The organism is Nocardia sp. XZ_19_231 (genome assembly GCF_015355705.1).
In the GTDB taxonomy this organism is placed as follows: domain Bacteria; phylum Actinomycetota; class Actinomycetes; order Mycobacteriales; family Mycobacteriaceae; genus Nocardia; species Nocardia salmonicida.
On the sequence record NZ_JACUZI010000003.1, the window covers coordinates 79,938 to 98,555 of the forward strand.

An 18,618-nucleotide genomic window follows, 5' to 3' on the forward strand; every position below is an offset into this window, starting at 1 on the left:
GAGTGCCGATACTTCAGGCATGACGACCACCTCCCCACTGCGCGGCCCGATGCTCCACCCGCGAGTGACCACCCTGGTTCGCCCATCCGGCACGGTCCAACTCGGTTGGGACCCCGAACGCGCGCTGCTGCTGAAAACCACCGATCACGACACCGGTACCGTGCTCGCCTTCCTGCGCCTGCTCGACGGCCTGCAATCACGTCCCCAGATCATCTGGCGTGCGGGCGAATTCGGTATCAGCCCCGACCGCACCATGGGCATGCTCGCCGCGATCGAGCGTGCGGGTCTACTGCTCGAACCCGAATCCGAACCCGCTCTCGGCAAGATCCGTGCCATCACCGTGCACGGCCTCGGGCCGCTCTCCGATGCCGTGGCGATCGGATTGCGGCGCATGGGTTTTCGGCCGACCCGCTCGCGTGAGTACCGACCGGACACGCCGGTCGGCACCGGCTCGGACGATCTGGTGGTGCTCACCGACGCGTTGATGATCGACCCGGCACTGTCGGTGGATCTGATGTTGCGCCGGGTGCCGCACCTGCAGGTGCGGGTCCGCGACGGGGTCGGCGTGGTCGGCCCGCTCGTCCTGCCCGGCGAGTCCAGCTGCCTGCGCTGTGCCGACCTGACCCGGGCCGGATTCGATACCGAGTGGCCGCACCTGGCCGCCCAGCTACTCGGCCGCACCGGACACGCCTCCCCGGCGGGCATCGCGGCGACGACCGCGCTGGCGCTCGGCGAACTCGAGGCGATCATCGCCTGTTCACCGCGGCGGAAACCGCGCACGCTCGACGCCACCGTGGAATTGGACCTCGACACCCATGAGATCCAGCGTCGACCGTGGCTGCCGCATCAGGAATGCGGGTGCCGGAACATGGCCGCACGCACGCCGGGAACCTCTCGGTGACGGGCGTCGCACCGGCCGGTGTGAGCATTCTTATGGCACATACCCCGCAGGTTCAGCCATGATGGGTACCGTGTCCGAGATCGTGCGCCGCAGTTCCAGCCGCAATGCCAAGATGGCCAAGATTCCCCTTGGCATCGCCGGACGAGCCGCCGTCGGGTTCGGCAAGAAGCTCGTCGGCGGTGACAAGAAGCAGATCAACGCCACCCTGAACCAGAAAGCCGCCGAGCAGCTGTTCACCGTGCTCGGTGAGCTCAAGGGCGGCGCGATGAAGTTCGGGCAGGCGCTGAGCGTGATGGAGGCCGCCGTTCCGGAGGAGTTCGGTGAGCACTATCGCGAGGCGCTGACCAAGCTGCAGGCCGCGGCGCCGCCGATGGCAGCGGAGACGGTGCACCGCGTGCTCGACCAGCAGCTGGGCACCAAATGGCGGGACCGCTTCGAGTCCTTCGACGACACCCCCGCCGCCTCGGCCAGCATCGGCCAGGTGCACCGCGCGGTGTGGTCCGACGGACGCGCGGTGGCGGTGAAGGTGCAGTATCCCGGCGCCGACGACGCGCTCCGCGCCGACCTCAAAACGCTGTCCCGGATGACCGGACTGCTCTCGTCGGTGATCCCCGGTGCCGATGTGAAGCCGCTGCTCGCCGAGATCACCGAACGCACCGAGGAAGAACTCGACTACCGCATCGAGGCCGCCAACCAGCGCCGATTCGCGGCCGCGTTCGAGGGGCACCCCACTATCTCGGTCCCGAAGGTGGTGGCCGGATCACCGAAGGTGATCGTCACCGAATGGCTCGACGGCACCCCGGTCTCGGCACTGATCAAGGCGGGCGCCGAGGATCCCGAGGGCACCCGCGCCCAGCGCAACCGGATCGCCGAGCTGATGGGGATCTTCCACTTCAGCTCGCCCGAACTGGTCGGCCTGCTGCACGGCGACCCACACCCCGGCAATTTCCTGGTGCGCGACGACGGCACCCTGGCCGTGCTCGACTTCGGCGCCTGTGCGCCGATGCCGGACGGCTTCCCGGAGATCCTGGGCCGAATGCTGGCCCTCGCTGTCGCCGACGAGCACGCGGCGCTCACCGAACTGCTCTACGAGCACGGCTGGGTCATTCCCGGACGTGTGGTGACCCACGAGGAGATCGAGGCGTACCTGCGCCCGTTCAGCGACCCGATTCGCACCGACACCTTTCACTTCACCCGCTCGTGGATGCAGCGGGTGGCGGGCAAGGCGTCCGAGTTCTCCAGCCCGGAGATGAAAACCGCTCGTGCCCTGCAACTTCCGGCCGAGTACCTCACTGTCTTCCGGGTGCTCGGTGGTTCGGTCGGCATTCTGGCCCAACTCGACGCGGAACTCGGCTTCATGGACCTGGTACGCACCTGGGTGCCGGGCTTCCGCGCCGAACAGGCCTCGTAAGCACAAAGCAAAACGAACCGCTCACCATGACGAGGTGAGCGGTTCGCTTGCGGTACAACCCTTTTTCCGGGTTCATGCCATGATCGCGACCTTGCGCGGGCGACCGCGGGGGCGCTTGCGGGCGATCACGACACCCTGGTCGAAGATCTCACCGCCCCACACGCCCCACGGCTCGGCACGATCGATGGCCGCGGTCAGGCAGCCCTTGCGGATCGGGCAGGCCGCGCACAGTTCCTTGGCCTGCTCGAGATCGGTGGGGCTCTCGGCGAACCACAGATCGGGGTTTCCGCCCCTACAGGGCAGAGTCTTGGTGACCTCACGGACGCGAGGGGTCTGCGCCACGGTTCGGCATGTCACGTCAGCAGTGGCCGTCGGCCAGTCCTGGGCGGTGAACACGTCGTTCTCCTTCAGCTCGTTTGCAGCGGTGAATGTTCGGTGTGCGAACCCGGTGCCTACGGCTGAGGAGCCGAAATAAAGATGGCCACGGTTTTCGCTTCTCGCGATCCGTGGCCAGGAGGTCTGGTAGGTGTTCCCTACCTAGTTCGACATTTCTGTCGAGACCTGATCACGGTCGCTGGGTGGACGCGGAGGCGGATTGCGCCGATGAACTCCGGTGCGTAACCGGCTTCATCGGCGATTGCTGCCGGTGCCGCAACAGCGGTCGGCTGCCAACCCGCGTTGGGCTTGTCCTGGAGACGAATCGGAGTGTGCTGATGGACGACAGTCATCGGCACAGCTTTGGCATCGACGCCGGACAGGCCGGTCCCCTGCAAAGCGAGGACCCCCCGGGAGGCGGACATGACAAATGCGTTCACCAGGACGCGATTGCTCATCGCATCGAACGTGGTGTTCGTGTTCGTATTCATGTGTCTGCCTCCCTCCTGAACTCGTGTGTGAACGATTACCGCGCACCGGGATCACTCTCGGTGCGTGTTCTCCACCATAGGCAATGATCGAGAACCGAACAACTTATTTTCTACCTGGGGTTTTGTGCCGTTGCCCGCAAACGTGATGCGACGATCGCGAGCACGTCGGCACCGTACTGTTCGATCTTCTTCGCGCCGATACCCGCGATGGCCGCCAGCGCGGCGTCGTCGGCGGGCAGTTGCTCGGCGATGGCGGTGAGGGTGGTGTCGGTGAAGACCACGAAGTCGCGCCGCTGCAAGGCCTCGGCCTTCTCGGCTCGCCATTCCTTCAGCGCCTCGAGCAACTGGGGGTCGGCTTCGCCCGGGCAGCGCCGACAGCGGCCGAGCATGGTGGCATGAGTGCCGATCAACGGCTTGAGGCACACCCGACACAGCGGACGTGGGGCCTCTGACTTGGCCGGGATCTCGACGGCGATCCGCGAGGCCGAGGAACTGTCCGGAATCAGCCCGTTGAGGAATCGCGACCTGGTCACCGGCCGGTAGTCCCCGCCTGCTTGCAGCCGCCGCTGGGTCCACGACAGGCTCAGATGTTCGCGTGCCCGCGTGACGCCGACATAGAGCAGCCGTCGTTCCTCTTCCAGTCCCGCTTCGTCGACAGCCGCGTTCTTCTTGCCGAGCACGTGGAAGATCGGCAGCGTGCCGTCGGTGAGCCCGGCCAGGAACACCGCGTCCCATTCCAGGCCCTTCGCCGCGTGCAGCGAGGCCAGGGTGACACCGTCGACGGTCGGCGGATGCTTGGCCTCGGCGCGGGTCGCCAGCTCGCGCAGCAGCGCGGTGAGGTCCATCTCGTCGTCGTGGCTGACCAGTTCCTCGGTGAGCTGCACCAGTGCCAGCAGCGAGGACCATCGTTCCTTCGCCTGCGCGCCGGCCGGTTCCTCCGCGGTGAGACCGACCGGCGCCAGCGCGGCCCGTACCAACGTGATCAGCGACGATCCGCTGCGCGCCGCATCGGGCAGGTCGTCGCGCGCGTCGACCTGACGCAACGCCGACACCGCCTGCCGCACCTCCTGGCGGTGGAAGAACCCCTCGCCGCCGCGCACCTGGAACGGAATCTCGCGGGCGCCGAGCACCTGTTCGAACGGTTCCGACAGCGCGTTGGTCCGGTACAGCACCGCGATCTCGGAAGCCGGCGTCCCGGCGGCGATCAGTTTCTGGATCTGCCCGGCGACGGCAACAGCCTCGGCCTGCGCATCGGCGTACTCGGCGAATTCCGGTTCCGGACCGGCGGGCCGCTGACCGATCAGTGCGAGGCGGGTGCCCGCGATGCGTCCGCGCGCGGCACCGATCACCTGGTTGGCCAGCGACACCACCTGGGGAGTGGACCGGTAATCGCGTTCGAGCCGGACCACCGTGGCGTCGGGGAAGCGCCGGGAGAAATCGAGCAGGTAGGACGGGGTGGCGCCGGTGAACGAGTAGATGGTCTGGTTCGCGTCACCCACGACGGTGAGGTCGTCGCGTTCGCCCAGCCACGCGTCGAGCACCCGCTGCTGCAGCGGCGTGACGTCCTGGTATTCGTCGACGACGAAGCTGCGATAGCGACCGCGGAACTCGTCGGCGACGGCCGGGTAGTCCTCGAGCGCGGCCGCGGTGTGCAGGAGCAGATCGTCGAAGTCGAGCAGCAGGCCGTCGGCGGAGGCTTTCGCGGATTCGTAGCCCTGGTACACCTCGGCGACCTTGGCCACGTCGACCGGCGCGTCACGATGATGCCGTGCGGCGGCGGCCGGATAGTCCTCCGGCGCGATCAGCGAGGCCTTGGCCCATTCGATTTCGCTGAGCAGGTCACGCACCATTTCGGTGGAGGCGCGCAGCCCCGCCCGTTGCGCGGCCTGCGAGACGATGGGGAACTTGCTGTCGATCAGTCGCCACGGCACGTCCCCCACCACCTGCGGCCAGAAATACCGCAACTGCCGCAGCGCGGCGGCGTGGAAGGTGCGCGCCTGCACCTGTCCGGCGTCGCCGCCGAGCCCCATCGTGCGCAACCGATTGCGCATCTCCCCCGCCGCCCGCGCTGTGAAGGTCACCGCCAGCACCTGGTCGGCCTTCACATGCCCACCCGCGATCAGGTGCGCGATCCGATGCGTGATCGTCCTGGTCTTACCGGTGCCCGCACCGGCGAGCACACAGACCGGCCCCCGCGGTGCCCGCACCGCAGCGGCCTGTTCCGGGTCGAGGGCGGTGAGATCGAGTGCTGGCACGCGCACCATCATGACAGCGCCCCCCGACAACTTGCCGCGACGCCCGCCGATCCCACGGCCACGATCACGCGATCGAGCAGTCACCCGTCGGTCCCGGATCGGGGAAGGAACACCGAGCCACGTCGAGACGTTGCACATCGCGTGACTGAAGCAACGGCAGATCTGACGATGTACTCGACCACCTGGTGCGGCTATTGCCGACGCCTGCGGACCCAGCTCGACGAGGCGGGCATCACCTACACGGTGATCGATATCGAAGACGATCCCGCTTCGGCCGAGTTCGTCGGCAGCGTCAACAACGGCAACCACGTCGTGCCGACGATCAAGTTCCGCGACGGCTCCACCGCGACCAACCCGTCGTTGGCCGCGGTCAAGCAGGCGTTGGCCGCCCAGCAGGCCTGATCCGCCGAGTCAGTCCGCCCAGGACTCGATGATCGATCGCGCGATCGAGATCGATCCGGGGACGAGCAGCCGTACGCCGGGTTCCCGTGCCGACCAGTCGCCGACCTGCAAGGCGGCGCGGACCTCGTCGCGGGTGAACCAATGCGCTTCGGCGATCTCGCCATCGGAGAACACAAGTTCCTGGGCGGGGTCGCCGACCGCGGCGAAGCCGACCATCAGCGAGCGCGGGAACGGCCACGGCTGGCTGCCGAGGTAGTGGATATCGCGCAGGTCGACGCCCACCTCCTCGCGGACCTCGCGTTCCACGCAGTGCTCCAGCGATTCGCCCACTTCCACGAAGCCGGCCAGTAGCGAGAACATCGTCTCCGGCCAGCTCTGCTGGCGGGCGAGCAACACGCGATCGGCACCGTCGTGGACCAGGCAGATCACCGCGGGGTCGATCCGAGGGAATTCTTCCTCCCCCGTGGCGGTGAGCCGCGACCAACCGCCGCGCGCCGACGTGGTGGCCGAGCCGTCGCCACCGTGGTACCCCGCCCGATCGTGCCAGTTGAGCAGCGCGTACGCGGTGGACAGCAGCTCAGCGGTGAAGTCGTCGACCGCCCCGAGCGTGCGCAGATCCCGCAGCGTGCCGTCGAGGTCGCTCGCACGCATCGCCCACAGGTGGCTGCCATCGACGACACCGAGGAACACGGTCCCGTCACCGGGCTCCGCGGCCACCGAAGCGGCCGCGTCGAGGACGATCCTGTCGCCCTCGACCCGCACTTTCCCGCGCGGGTCGATACGCAGAATCTTGGCTTTGCCCCACCCTTCGCGCAGGGCACCGGGATCGAGCCGGGCGTGCTCGGCCCGGTCGATGGTGGAACGTGACAGCAGCGGAACGTCTTTCAGCCGGAATGACACGATGCCGAGCATAGGCCGCGCACGGCCGCAGCGAATGCGGAGGTAAGCCTTGGTCGGGCGGGTGACTACTTTCCGGCGCGACGGATGTAGAGCAGTTTGTCGCCCGCGTCGAGGGCGTCGACCTCGGGTTCACCGACCCGGATCAATGCCCCGTTGCGCACCACACCGAGCACGATGTCGCTGAGGTGGCGTGGCGATCCGCCCACTTCGCTCTCCTCCACCTCGCGTTCGGCGACGGCGAAGCCCTGCTCGGGCGTGAGCAGATCCTCCATCATCTCCACGACCGTGGGTGTGGTGGTGGCGATACCGAGCAGTCGGCCCGCGGTCTCCGAGGACACCACCACCGAGTCGGCGCCGGATTGGCGGACCAGGTGGGTGTTCTCCGCTTCGCGGATGGCCACGGAGATCTTGGCCGTCTTGTTCAGTTCGCGGGCGGTGAGCGTCACCAGCACGGCGGTGTCGTCGCGATTGGTGGCGACGACCACCGCGGCGGCACGCTGCACGCCGGTCAGTCGCAGGACATCGGATTTGGTGGCCGAACCGTGCACTGTGACCAGACCCGCAGCGGCAGCGGCCTCGAGCGCGACGGGATCGGTGTCGACCACCACGATGTCGGAGACCTGGATCCCGTCACCGACCATCGCATCGATCGCGGTCCGGCCCTTTGTGCCGTAGCCGACTACGACGGTGTGATTACGCACGGTGTGCCTCCATCGCTGAATCTTGAATGCCTGCCGCGACCGTTCGGTCAGCACGCCGAGAGTGGTACCGACCAACACGATGAGGAACAGAACGCGCAGCGGGGTGATGACGATGATGTTCACCAGCCGTGCCGTTGGGGTCACCGGGGCGATATCGCCGTAGCCGGTGGTCGACAGCGACACCGTGGCGTAGTACATCGCGTCCAGGAACGACAGCTCGTCGCCGGTGTTGTCGCTATAGCCGTCGCGGCCGATATAGACCACGGTCGCGGCGGTGAACAGCAAGGCGATCGCGAACAGCACGCGGCGAGTGAGCGAGACCCACGGGCTCGACTGCGCCGCCGGGATCCGCAACAGACCGACCAGGGCGTAGTCGGGACTGCTACTCAACCCGATCGGGTTGCGCGTGTCACCGAACATGCTGCTCCTGTGTTCTCGGCGGCTGGCGCCGCGTGTTTTCGGCCTGGGTACCTTGATCTTCCCTCCCGCCGGGCACTCCTTCGTCGCACCCTCTGGTCAGTCCAGATCAAGCCCTGTTCGCCTCGAACTTTCCTCGGCGAGCGCAACACTATCGGCTCAGCGGGGCTCGTGTGGATCGGTGTCGGCGTTTTCCGGTGCGGCGTCGTGGATGAGGCGCGCCAGTTCGGCTGGGCCCGCCAGTTGCTCGGGGGCGATGGTGCGGCCGGAGCGGATGTAATGGAATGCGGCGCCGACGCGTTGGAGCATCCGGTCCTCGGTCTCGCCGGTGCGGGCGGCCATCAGGCGGGCCCAGGCGAGGCGGTAGACGGCCAGCTGCATGGCGACGGCGGGCTCGTCGGCGGGGCCGGGTTCGGCGCCGGTCTTCCAGTCGACCACGATCCAGCGGCCACCGGGTTCGGCGAACACGGCGTCCATGCGGCCGCGGATCACCGTGCCCGCGATGCTCGTTTCGAACGGCACTTCCACGTCGACAGGATTGCGGTGCGCCCACGGTGACCGGCGGAAGGCCGACTGCATGGCGGCGAGTTCCTGATCGGCGCGGCCCATCTCGGTGGTGCTGTCGGCGGCGCCGGGTAGCTCGTCGAGGCCGAGCAGCTGTTCGGTGCCGAACCAGGACTGCACCCAGGCGTGAAAAGCGGTGCCACGCCTGGCCATCGGGTTCGGGGGGTACGGAAGGGGGCGGCGCAGACGAGCGGCCAGGCGGGTCGGGTCGGCGCGGAGTTCGACCAGGGCGGTGGCGGGGAGTTGACCCGGAAGTTCCACCTGTTGTTCGGCCAGTTCGGCGGCGGTGAATTCGGCGAGGAGCGCGTCGACGTCGTTGACCCACCCTTCCGGGTCGTCCTCGACGAGCTCCGCCGACTCGAGTTGATCACCCGACGCGCTGCTGGAAACCGTTGTGCCGCTGCGCAAGGTGTCGAGAGCATCGCGAACCAGCGCGGCGCCCTGTTCGATGGGGTCGCGGCGATTGCCGAGTGGGTCACGCGGCCACTGGGCGGTCGGCGGGTTGTCGGCGAAGGGGTTCACGGCATCCGGTGCGGGCTTGTCGTCCCAGCGGGCGATGGTGGCGACGCCGTAGGCCGCGCTGTCCGGGTTCTCGTTCGCCTCCTTGAGCTCGAGCAGGAACTCCGACGGACCCTTCTGCGAACTGCCAGTCTCGGGCCAGTAGTAGGCCGAAACCAGCAGCACCCGTTCGGTTCTGGTGAGCGCTACATAGAACAGGCGCCGTTCTTCGTCGAGGCGGCGACTCTTGAGCGCGTCCTTGTGATGGGCGATCGCGTGTTCGAGTTCGGAGCGGTCCCCCGCGACGCTCAGGTCTAGCACGGGCACGCCCTCGGACGCGTCCGGCTGGGCGCGGTCGCCGCGCAGGGTGGTGGGAAGTTCGGTGAGTGCGCCGAGCCAGGTGCTCAACGCGGTCGTCGACGGGAACACCGTGGCACTCACATGCGGCACGGCGACGACTTCCCATTCGAGGCCCTTGGCGGCGTGCACGGTGAGAATCTGCACGCGATCGCGCGCGACCTCGACTTCACCGGGCTCCAAACCGTTTTCGACCGATTCGGCCGCGGTGAAGAAGGCGAGCAGACCGCTCAGCGATGCCCTGGAGTCGGCCGCGTATCCGGCGACCACCTCGGCGAAGGCGTCGAGATGCTCGCGACCCGCACCGCCACCGGCGATAGCGCGCCTGGCCTGGGTCTCGACGCCGACCCCGATGGTGCGTTCGACATCGGCGACGAGCTCGACCAGCGGTTGTCCGCTGCGCTCGCGCAGTGCGGCCAACTCCTCACTCAAGGCGGCGATCCTCGCGAAACCGGCCTCCGAATACTGTTCCGCCGCACCGGGATCGGCGATGGCATCGGCCAGCCCGGCCTGTTCGGTCGGTTCGGGCGCCACCTCACGCAGCGCCGTCGCCAGCCCGGCGGCATCGGTGATCGCGTTCGCGTCGCCGCCGGACACACTGCTGATGGACAACATCCGAGCGCGTCGCGCCAATGCGGCGAGGTCTGCCACCCCGATCCGCCACCGGGCCCCCGTGAGAATCCGAACCGCCGCACTCCCGGTCCCCGGTTCGGCGATCAACCGCAGTGTGGCAACGATATCGGCGACCTCCGGGGTCGCCAGTAACCCACCGAGCCCGACGATCTCCACCGGCAGCCCCTGCTCACGCAGTGCCTCGGCCAGCGGCGCGGCATCGGCATTGCGTCGCACCAGCACCGCCGAGGTGGGCGGCGGCCCCTCGTTCTCCCGCGCGCTCGCCCACTCTCGCGCGATCCGCTCGGCGATCCAGTCGCGCTCCTGCGCAATGGTTTCGGTGAGCGCGAACTCGACCACTCCCGCATGCGATTGCGGCTTGGCCCGCAACGCGTCCACCGTCGCCCCGCCTGCCGCCCGTGCCACCCTCCGCAACGGGTCGGCCACCAGATTCGCCAACGCCAACGCTTCGGGCGGATTCCGCCAACTGGTCAGCAGTGGCAGCACCGGTGCGGGAACCCCTGGCGCAGCGGGGAAGTCGGTGGCGAACCTCGGCAGATTGGCCGCCGAAGCACCACGCCACCCGTAGATGGATTGCATCGGGTCGCCCACCGCCGTCACCGCGAGGGCCTGCGATGATCCGAGTGCGTCACCGACGGAGTCGCCACGGGGCGACAGGTTGCCCACGTGTCCAGATCCGTCGCCGCGCCCCTGCGGGATTGCCGGGTCCTGATCGTCCACCGCGAACAAGGCGTCGGCCTCGTGCGTGCGAGTCGGCTGCGCGTCACCCCGGATCCGAACCGCTTGCCTCGGCCGATCCTGTCGCACCGCCTCGGCATTGCCGAACAGCGCCGAGAGCAGGACGCGCTGGGCGTGCCCGGTGTCCTGGTATTCGTCGAGCAGGACCAGCTTGAATCGAGCGCGTTCGGCGGCGGCGACTTCGGGGTGGTCGACGGCGAGCTGCGCGGCCAGCGACATCTGGGAGCCGAAATCCAGTGCGCCGCGGCGGTTCAGGGCTTCGGCGAGCTGGCCGACCAGCGGCAACAGCGCGACGCGTTCACGCTGCGCGGTCACGACGCCGATCAGTGCCTGGCTCGGCCCGCCGCGTTGACGTGGACCGGCGGGCAGTGTGTAGACGAGTTTCTCCAGCTCCGCGTGCGCCTCGGCCAATTGCTCCGGCTCCACCAGGTGCTCGGCGAGCTGCCCGGACAGGGCGAGCACCGCTTCGGTCACCGAGACCGGGGTGCGGTCGGTATCGAGGTCGCCGTCCCAGGACCGCACCACCTCGTGCGCGAGCTGCCACAGCTGGGTCTGGGTGAGCAGGGCCGCCGAGGGCTCCACCGGTAGCAACAGCCCGTGCGCGGTGAGCAGCCTGCCCGCGTACGAGTGGTAGGTGCTGATCTCCGGCTCGGCCCCGGCGACGATCGTGCGCAGCGCGCCGCTGGGGTCGATCTCGCGCAGGAGCGGCGCGCCCGCCAACCGGGCCAGCCGGGTACGGATACGAGAGGTCAACTGCTGGGCGGCTTTTCGGGTGAAGGTCAGCCCGAGCACCTCGTCCGGGGCGACCAGCTGGTTGGCCACCATCCACACCACCCGCGCGGCCATCGTCTCGGTCTTGCCCGCGCCCGCGCCCGCGACGACCAACGTGGGCCCTGGTGGCGCGGCGATGACCGCCGCCTGCTCATCGGTCGGTGGTGGCAGGCCGAGCGCGTCGGCCAACCGTTGCGGGGTGACGCGCACGCCGCTCACTCGTCGGTCACCTGCCGTCCGGAGTCCTGCACCGGGCAACTGCCCGCGACCGGGCAGTGCCTGCACCCGTCGTTGCGCACCGCCAGATAGCCGGGGCCGCGCGTCGCGTCGGCCGCATCGTGAATGGTGGTGCGCCACTGGTCGAGTCCGTCGCTGTCGAGCGCGCTCTGCGTCCGTTCGGCCGCGCCGGTCTTGCGGTTCGGTTTGGCGACATAGACCAGCCGCGCGCCACCGGGATCGACCACCGGGGTCGGCTCGTCGGACTCCTCCTCGTCCAGGGCGCCGTGCGCGGCCGCCACCTGGTAGGTCGCCAGCTGGGCGTGATCGGCCACCGCCTTCTCACTGACCGGCGTCTTGCCTGTCTTCACGTCGACGATGACGAAGCGCCCCTGCGCATCTCGTTCGAGCCGATCGATGCGTCCCCGAATCCGCACGGCCCGTGCGCCTTCCGTGCGCGCGGGCAACACGCAGTCCACCGGTACCTCCACCCCGGCCTGGGTGAGCTCACCGCGCGTGGTGCGCACCCAGGAGAGGAAGGTCTCCAGCATCGTCTCGGTGCGGCGCAGTTCCTGTCGCGAATGCCAGCCGTCGGCCGGATCGACCGTTTTCCACGCCTGGTCCAGTGCCGCGCGCACCTGCGCCTCGGGGACATCGCCCGCCAGTGCCTGCACGAGCGTGTGCACGAGATTGCCCTTCACGGCGTGCGGGTTGTCGCCGTCGGTACCGCCGTGCCGTTCCAGCGCCCACCGCAGCGGACAGGTGCGCAGCAGCTCGACCGTCGACGGTGACAGCCCGATCGGCGAATCGTCGTCGTCCCAGAGTTCGCGCTGCGAGCTGAGTTCGGCGGTGCCGTACCAGTCGCCGGGGTCGGTGCCGGGCACGCCCGCGTCGGCCAGCCGGGCCAGTTGACGTGCGGCCCGGTCGCGACGCTCGGGGTCGCCCCCTGGATCACACACCACTCCACGCAATTCGGCGACCAGCGCGTGCATGACCAGCGCGCGCCCGGGATCGGCGACCGGCAGCGCGCCGGGTTCGCCGCTGTCGTCGTCGCCGACGAGTTCGGTGAGAAACCGCGACGGCACCAGATCCTGGTCTCCCGCGGCGGATTCGACAGCCGTGACCAGCAGTGACAGCCGAGCCCGACTGCACGCCACGAGCAGCAGCCTGCGTTCCTCGGCCAGGATGGGTGCGGCCCGGCTCACGGTCGCGCTCGGATCGACCCCGCCGACCAGGTCGACGAGATCCTCGGTGTGGAGCAACGTGCCCCGCGAGCGCGGGTTCGGCCAGATGCCCTCCTGCACGGCGGCCACCGCCACCACGTCCCATTCCCGGCCCGCGGCGGCGTGCGCGCTGAGCAGGGTCACCGCGTCGCCTTCAGCGGTCAGTGGCCTACCCTGCTGCGGAAGTTGCTGGTGCAGAAGGTATTCGACGAAACCGTCGATGCTCGCCTTCGGCAGCCGGTCGACGTAAGCGGCTGCGGCATCGAACAATTCGACGGCGGCATCGAGATCGCGGTCGGCCTGCATGCCCGAGGCCCCGCCGCGCCGCGACTGCCGGAACCAGCGCCGCTCCAGCCGCGAATTCGTCCACAGTGTCCACAGCACGTCTTCGAGACCCTGCCCCCTGGCCTGCGTCTCCTTCGCCTTCGCCACCGCACGCAACACCCGACGCAACGGCGCGGCTTCGACTTCGGTGAGCCCGTCGAGCAATCGCTGTTCGCCGACGCCGACGATCAGGTCGCGCAGGACCTCGGCAGAGGATTGGTCGATCAGCGCCACTGCGGGCGCTTCGGGGCGTACGACCTCCACGACGGTGTTCGCGGCAGGCGGGTTCTCGACATCGAGGAGGTCGATATCGTCGGGTAGCCGCTCGGCGATATCCCAGTCCGGTTCGGGTTCCGGGCGCAGCGGGTCGTCCGGGCCCGGTGGCGGGAGCCATTCGTCGTCGACCGGATCAGGTTCGGGCTCCGGCATTTCCGGCGCGGGCGCGGCCTCCTCCCAGAGTAGGAACTGGTCGGCGCCGTCGACGAAGGGCTCGGCGAGCGCACCCGTGCGTTCCAGGTCGAGCACGCTGCGCCGCACACCCCGGCGCAACCGGCGCAGCGCGATCTGGTCGGCCCCGCCGAGCGGCCCGGACAGTAGATCCATCGCATCGTCGGGCGAGAACATCGCCTCGATCGCCCGCCGCGAGCCCGGCCGCGACGGATCCCCCGCCAACAGCACCCGCAGCGCGAGCACCATCCACGCCGCTCCACGCCGCCGCGCCAACGGCTCGGCCACCGCGGGCCTGCGCACCGGCACCCCCGCCGCCAGCAATGCCCGCCGCAACGGCGCCAGCGACAACGGCACCGACCGCACGATCACCGCCATCGCCGACCAGGGCACACCATCGGTGAGGTGCGCGCGGCGCAGGTGATCAGCGATCAGCGCCGCTTCCTTGGCCGGCGTCGACAGCACCCGCACCCGCACACTCGACTCGTCGACGGGATGCGGATACTCCGGGGCCGCCCACTCGTCATCGGGGGGCGCCCACACATCCGACTCGCGGTCGGGCGGCGGCTCGTCATCGGGCGGCAGCTGCCCCGGCCAGATGTCTGGCTCATGGGGCATTTCGTCGAATGCCACCGAATCGTGCCGCGCGGGTTTCTCGCTGAGGTCGCGGTCTGCCGTCGCGGCCAGCTGCCGGCCTGGTCCCTCGGGTAGGTCGGCGTGCGCGAATAGATCAACATCACCCTCGAGCCCCGGCTCCTGGTCTGCAGCGGGCTCAGGTGGTTCGTTCTCCTGCCCCGGCAGCACCCGGTGCCGGGCACTGCCCGGCAACCTCGCCGCGATGCGGGCGTTCGCCAATCGAATCGGCGCACCACTGCGATGGTTGTGCCGCAGGATGATTCGCCGCGACGCGGCGGTGTCGAGGTCGGTGAGGAAGTGTGAATCCGCGCCGCGGAAGGTGAAGACCGCCTGGTCCGGGTCGCCGGTGACGACGGTGCTCGCGCTGCCGCTGCCGATGGCGCGCACGAGCGTCGCGGCCTGCGGGTCGAGGTGCTGCGCGTCGTCGACGAGCAGGTAGCGAATCCGATCCCGTTCGGCGGCAAGCAGATTCCGGTCACCGGCCAGCGCGTCGAGCGCCGCACCGACCAGTTCCGCGGCGTCGAGGGCGGGCGCGGTGGCCTCCGGTGCGGCGACACCGACCGACCAGCGCAGCATCGACGCCTGTTCATAGCGCTGGAAGAACCGCCCGGCCGCCACCCACGCGTCGTTGTCGTGTTCACGACCGAGGGCCATCAGGTCCTCCGGCCCGAGACCGCGCTCGGTGGCGCGCAACATCAGATCGCGCAGTTGCTCGGCGAACCCGCCCAGTGCCAGCGCGGGCTGCAAACGCGGTGGCCACAATCCCCCGGCACCGGCTTCGATGTCGGCGAGATCGCCGCGCAGCATCTCCCGGAGCACCGCGTCCTGTTCCGCACCGGTGAGCAGGCGCGGCGGCGGATTGCCGTGCAGCTCCGCATGTCGACGCAGCACCGAGAACGCGTAGGAGTGCAGTGTGCGCACCGTCGGTTCCCGGCTCGCGCCCGGAATGCCACCGGCGGCAGGCCCCAGCTGATGGGTGATCGCGTCGCGCAACGCGGCCGAGGCGTGCTTGGTGTGGGTGAGGACCAGCACCGAGGCCGGGTCGGCGCCGTCGACGATCCGCGCAGTCACCAGGTCGACCAGCAGCGAAGTCTTGCCCGTCCCAGGTCCGCCCATCACCTGCCACGGCCGCCACCCGGGGCGTGGCGGCGCGGGCTTGGCCTGTTCGGCGAACAGCGCGCGAACGGACGCACCCCAGGCCCGCGGCCGGGGCGCCCGCGTTGTCCGGCGCACGAGTCGCACCGAGCTATCCGATCGCACCACATCGGCTATTGCAACAGACCAGTCCGACACACCGGCGCACCCCTACCGGAGGGACACGCTGCGAGACTGTGCGCGACCGGCCAGAATGGCTGTTGTGTCGTCGCTTCATGTGCACCGATTCGGCCCCGCCGACGGTCCCGTCGTCCTCGCCCTGCACGGTCTCACCGGCCACGGCAACCGGTGGGAAACCCTGGCCGCCGAGCACCTGCCCGAGGCCAGGGTCATCGCCCCCGACCTGCGTGGACACGGCCGCTCCACCTCGCTGCCGCCGTGGGATTTCGAAACGATCGTCGCCGATCTCGCGCAGCTGCTGCGCGCCGAGACCGACGGACCGGTCGTCGTGGTCGGCCACTCGTTCGGCGGCGCCACCGGCATCCATCTGGCCCGGCAGCACCCCGACCTCGTGCGCGCGCTCGTCCTGCTTGATCCCGCCCTCGGCATCGACGCGAAACTGATCGAGCAGATCTCCCTGGCCAATCTCGCCTCTCCGGATTACACCGACCTCGCCGAAGCCCGCTCCGACAAACAGGTCAGCGCATGGGGACCCGACGAAGTCGATCCCGAGATCCTGGAACGGGAGTTGGCCGAGCACCTCGTACCGACCGAGGGTGGCCGGGTCGGCTGGCGCGTCTTCCAGCCCGCGATCACCTCGTACTGGGGTCAGCTGGCGCGAGGGTTCGTGCTGCCGCCCGCCGACCTGCCGACGGTGCTGGTCCGCGCCGCCAAGGTGCAGCCGCCCTATGTCACCGAGGAGTTCCTAGCCGCCCTCACCGCCCACCTGGACAACTTCACCGCCGAGGTCTGGGACTGCGATCACATGGTCGCCCAGGCCCGCCCCGCCGACACCGCCGCGCTGATCGCCAAGGTCCTGTAGCCCGATGGCTGTCACGACGGAGGAGCAGGTGGAGAAGGTCCGTGAACTCGTCGCCGCGATCCCACCGGGCCGCGTCTCGACCTACGGCGATATCGCCAGCGCGGCCGGACTGTCCTCGGCTCGCACCGTCGGCTGGATCATGCGCACCGACTCCGCGGATCTGCCATGGCACCGCGTGATCGGCGCCAGCGGCCGTCCCGCCGCGCACCTGGCTGCCCGCCAGCTGCGGCTGCTCACCGAAGAAGGTGTTCCGGTCGTCGACGGTCGTGTCGTTCTGCGCACAGCGCGACTCTGAGCCGCCCAGCTCAGCGAACGGCCGCGCGGGCGGCTCGAGCACCGGCAGCACGCCTACTAGCATGACTTTCGTGCCGTTCACCCGATTCAGGATCAGCCGATGACCGCCGTCGATGCCATCGTGCTCGCGGGCGGACGAGCCAGTCGGATGGGCGGGATCGACAAACCGGCGATCGTGATCGGTGGGCGATCGATGCTCGACGCCGCGCTGGATTCGGTGCGCGACTGCGCCGAGGTGGTGGTGGTCGGCCCGTACCGTCCCGCACTCGATTCGCGGTTCCGGCAGGTTCGTGAGGTGCCGCCGGGTTCCGGGCCCGTCGCGGCGATCGGCACCGGTCTGAGCGCACTCGACACCACGGCCCCGTGGATTGTCGTGCTGGCCGCCGACATGCCGTTCCTCACCGAGGCCACCGTCCACGAATTACTGCGCAGGGCAACCGAGTCCACCGCTGATGCCGTTTTCGCGATCGACGCCTCCGGTCGCCCGCAGTACCTCGTCGGCGTCTGGCGGCGCAGCGCGCTGGTGGCAGCGGTGGCGGAACTGGGTGCCCTGGTGAACCAGCCGATGAAGGCCATCGTGCCCGCCGAGACCGTCCTGGTCGAGCTCCCCGATATCGCCGATTGCGATACCGAGGAAGAGGTCCGCCGCGCCCGTGAATCCTTGGCCACCGACCGCGCGTCTGCTCGCCTCGACCTCACCGAAGCGCGCGAACGCCTCGGCACCGGCCTGACTCCCCTGGTCGCCTACGAAGCCGCACTGAGCGAAGTCCCCGGCGCCGCACTGGCGGCGGCGATCACCGCGGCGGGCCCGCTCCCCCGCTTCGACGTCTCCGCCATGGATGGTTACGCCGTCTGCGGTGACGGCCCGTGGCAGTTGCGGCGCGACGTCGGTTTCGCGGGCGGCGCGCGGCCGGAGGGCCTGCGCTCGGGCGAGGCGGTACGCATCGCCACCGGCGCCCACGTTCCGGACGGCACCACCTCGGTCGTGCGCGACGAATTCGCCGCCATCACCGGCGACGAACTGACCCGCCTCCCCGACACCCCGTTTCGCGGCGATGTCCGAAAGAGCGGCGAGGACAGGAAGATCGGCGATCTCGTCGCCCCGGCAGGCACTCGGGTCACCACCGCCCTCCGGTCGGCCGCTGCCTCGGTCGAGGTCACCACGGGCACGGTCCGTGGACCCGTCCGCGCACGAATTGTCATGACCGGCGATGAAATTCGCAGCACCGGCCCCCTCCAGACCGGCCAGACCCGTGACTCGATCGGCCCCGTCCTGCCAGATCTCCTCGCGGGCTGCGGCGTTCGCGTCGTCGACCGGGTCCACCTGCGCGACACCGCGCACGGCTTCGACGACATGCTCACCGACATCTCCGATTTCGATCTACTCGTCGTAGTCGGTGCCACCGGCGGCGGCGCGGCCGATCAACTCCGTACCGCCATCGCCCGAGCCGAGGCCTGCGTCCTGGTCCCCCGACTCGCTCTGCGCCCAGGCGGTTCCACCGTTGTCGCCGAACTCCCCACGGGCCCCACCGTTCTCGGCCTCCCCGGCAACCCCTTCGCCGCCATCGCCGTCCTCCTCGCCCTCACCCCCGCGATCGTCGCCGCCCGCACCGGTACCCCCCTCCCCCGAAAGATCCTGGGCCCGCTCCACAACGCCGCCGAGATCACCGCCCCGGTCCAACGCATCACCCCCGCCCGCTACGCCCCCGACGGCGGCTGGCTCGGCGACCCGGTAGTCCGCACCGCCCACCTGGCCGGCCTGATAGACCGCGACGGCTTGGTAATCGTTCCCCCGAACGCCGCCGACGGATCAATCGTCGAATTCATCCCCCTCCCTTCCTGACCGAGCTCTCGACAATGATCGAGATCGAACACTCCGTACTCGCCGCAATTCTCGCATTGTCACAGAATGGCGAAGCCCGGATTA

13 protein-coding genes are annotated in these 18,618 nt (G+C 69.3%); 6 read left to right on the forward strand and 7 right to left on the reverse strand.

Features of this window, described 5'->3' with window-relative positions; translation table 11 throughout:
* Positions 1-19: 19 nt before the first annotated feature.
* Positions 20-901, forward strand: coding sequence for a TOMM precursor leader peptide-binding protein (locus tag IBJ82_RS13650; protein ID WP_194826328.1), 882 nt, complete (start codon positions 20-22; stop codon positions 899-901).
* A 58-nt stretch (positions 902-959) separates the two neighbouring features.
* Complete coding sequence (locus IBJ82_RS13655; protein ID WP_194826329.1) at positions 960-2,312, forward strand: AarF/ABC1/UbiB kinase family protein; 1,353 nt, start codon at positions 960-962, stop codon at positions 2,310-2,312.
* 72 nt (positions 2,313-2,384) lie between these two features.
* Here the strand turns inward: IBJ82_RS13655 and IBJ82_RS13660 are convergent, their stop codons facing one another.
* The 3 genes from IBJ82_RS13660 to IBJ82_RS13670 form a co-directional block, all read right to left on the reverse strand.
* Positions 2,385-2,708: a WhiB family transcriptional regulator gene (locus IBJ82_RS13660; protein WP_370585298.1), complete on the reverse strand. Its 324-nt coding sequence runs from the start codon at positions 2,706-2,708 to the stop codon at positions 2,385-2,387.
* Between the two features lie 137 nt (positions 2,709-2,845).
* Positions 2,846-3,178 carry a hypothetical protein gene (locus IBJ82_RS13665; protein ID WP_194826330.1) on the reverse strand — a complete coding sequence of 111 codons (333 nt, stop codon included), beginning with the start codon at positions 3,176-3,178 and terminating at the stop codon, positions 2,846-2,848.
* Between the two features lie 110 nt (positions 3,179-3,288).
* A complete protein-coding gene (locus tag IBJ82_RS13670) occupies positions 3,289-5,445 on the reverse strand; it encodes an ATP-dependent DNA helicase UvrD2 (RefSeq protein ID WP_194827114.1) in 2,157 nt (718 codons plus the stop codon).
* Between the two features lie 156 nt (positions 5,446-5,601).
* On the opposite strand from IBJ82_RS13670, the gene IBJ82_RS13675 reads away from it, so the two are divergent.
* Positions 5,602-5,835: a mycoredoxin gene (locus IBJ82_RS13675; RefSeq protein ID WP_194827115.1), complete on the forward strand. Its 234-nt coding sequence runs from the start codon at positions 5,602-5,604 to the stop codon at positions 5,833-5,835.
* Positions 5,836-5,844: 9 nt separating this feature from the next.
* Here the strand turns inward: IBJ82_RS13675 and nudC are convergent, their stop codons facing one another.
* From nudC to IBJ82_RS13695, 4 genes are all read right to left on the reverse strand, one after another.
* Positions 5,845-6,738 carry an NAD(+) diphosphatase gene (gene nudC, locus IBJ82_RS13680; RefSeq protein WP_194827116.1) on the reverse strand — a complete coding sequence of 298 codons (894 nt, stop codon included), beginning with the start codon at positions 6,736-6,738 and terminating at the stop codon, positions 5,845-5,847.
* A gap of 62 nt (positions 6,739-6,800) precedes the next feature.
* Positions 6,801-7,856 carry a TrkA family potassium uptake protein gene (locus tag IBJ82_RS13685; RefSeq protein WP_194826331.1) on the reverse strand — a complete coding sequence of 352 codons (1,056 nt, stop codon included), beginning with the start codon at positions 7,854-7,856 and terminating at the stop codon, positions 6,801-6,803.
* A gap of 156 nt (positions 7,857-8,012) precedes the next feature.
* On the reverse strand, positions 8,013-11,633 hold the full coding sequence (locus IBJ82_RS13690) for a UvrD-helicase domain-containing protein (RefSeq protein WP_370585299.1): 3,621 nt from the start codon (positions 11,631-11,633) through the stop codon (positions 8,013-8,015).
* Positions 11,630-15,520 carry an ATP-dependent helicase gene (locus IBJ82_RS13695; RefSeq protein ID WP_370585360.1) on the reverse strand — a complete coding sequence of 1,297 codons (3,891 nt, stop codon included), beginning with the start codon at positions 15,518-15,520 and terminating at the stop codon, positions 11,630-11,632. The genes IBJ82_RS13690 and IBJ82_RS13695 overlap by 4 nt, the downstream gene beginning before the upstream one ends.
* Positions 15,521-15,608: 88 nt before the next feature.
* Here IBJ82_RS13695 and IBJ82_RS13700 point away from each other — a divergent pair, with 88 nt between their 5' ends.
* The 3 genes from IBJ82_RS13700 (at position 15,609) to IBJ82_RS13710 (ending at position 18,534) form a co-directional block, all read left to right on the forward strand.
* Entirely contained in the window at positions 15,609-16,397 is a 789-nt protein-coding gene (locus IBJ82_RS13700; protein WP_194826333.1) for an alpha/beta fold hydrolase, read from the forward strand.
* Positions 16,398-16,401: 4 nt separating this feature from the next.
* The gene (locus IBJ82_RS13705) at positions 16,402-16,692 is read left to right on the forward strand and encodes an MGMT family protein (RefSeq protein WP_194826334.1); all 291 of its coding nucleotides are present in this window, start codon (positions 16,402-16,404) and stop codon (positions 16,690-16,692) included.
* 99 nt (positions 16,693-16,791) lie between these two features.
* Positions 16,792-18,534 (forward strand): NTP transferase domain-containing protein, encoded by a 1,743-nt coding sequence (locus IBJ82_RS13710; protein WP_194826335.1) that lies wholly within the window; start codon positions 16,792-16,794, stop codon positions 18,532-18,534.
* Positions 18,535-18,618 lie beyond the last annotated feature (84 nt).

Bases quoted from the DNA above. Each gene is read 5' to 3' on its own strand.
- IBJ82_RS13665 (WP_194826330.1), bottom strand. From the start codon at position 3,178: ATGAATACGAACACGAACACCACGTTCGATGCGATGAGCAATCGCGTC.
- IBJ82_RS13675 (WP_194827115.1), top strand. From the start codon at position 5,602: ATGTACTCGACCACCTGGTGCGGCTATTGCCGACGCCTGCGGACCCAG.
- IBJ82_RS13670 (WP_194827114.1), bottom strand. From the start codon at position 5,445: ATGATGGTGCGCGTGCCAGCACTCGATCTCACCGCCCTCGACCCGGAA.
- IBJ82_RS13700 (WP_194826333.1), top strand. From the start codon at position 15,609: ATGGCTGTTGTGTCGTCGCTTCATGTGCACCGATTCGGCCCCGCCGAC.
- IBJ82_RS13655 (WP_194826329.1), top strand. From the start codon at position 960: ATGATGGGTACCGTGTCCGAGATCGTGCGCCGCAGTTCCAGCCGCAAT.
- IBJ82_RS13650 (WP_194826328.1), top strand. From the start codon at position 20: ATGACGACCACCTCCCCACTGCGCGGCCCGATGCTCCACCCGCGAGTG.
- IBJ82_RS13685 (WP_194826331.1), bottom strand. From the start codon at position 7,856: ATGTTCGGTGACACGCGCAACCCGATCGGGTTGAGTAGCAGTCCCGAC.
- IBJ82_RS13705 (WP_194826334.1), top strand. From the start codon at position 16,402: ATGGCTGTCACGACGGAGGAGCAGGTGGAGAAGGTCCGTGAACTCGTC.
- IBJ82_RS13710 (WP_194826335.1), top strand. From the start codon at position 16,792: ATGACCGCCGTCGATGCCATCGTGCTCGCGGGCGGACGAGCCAGTCGG.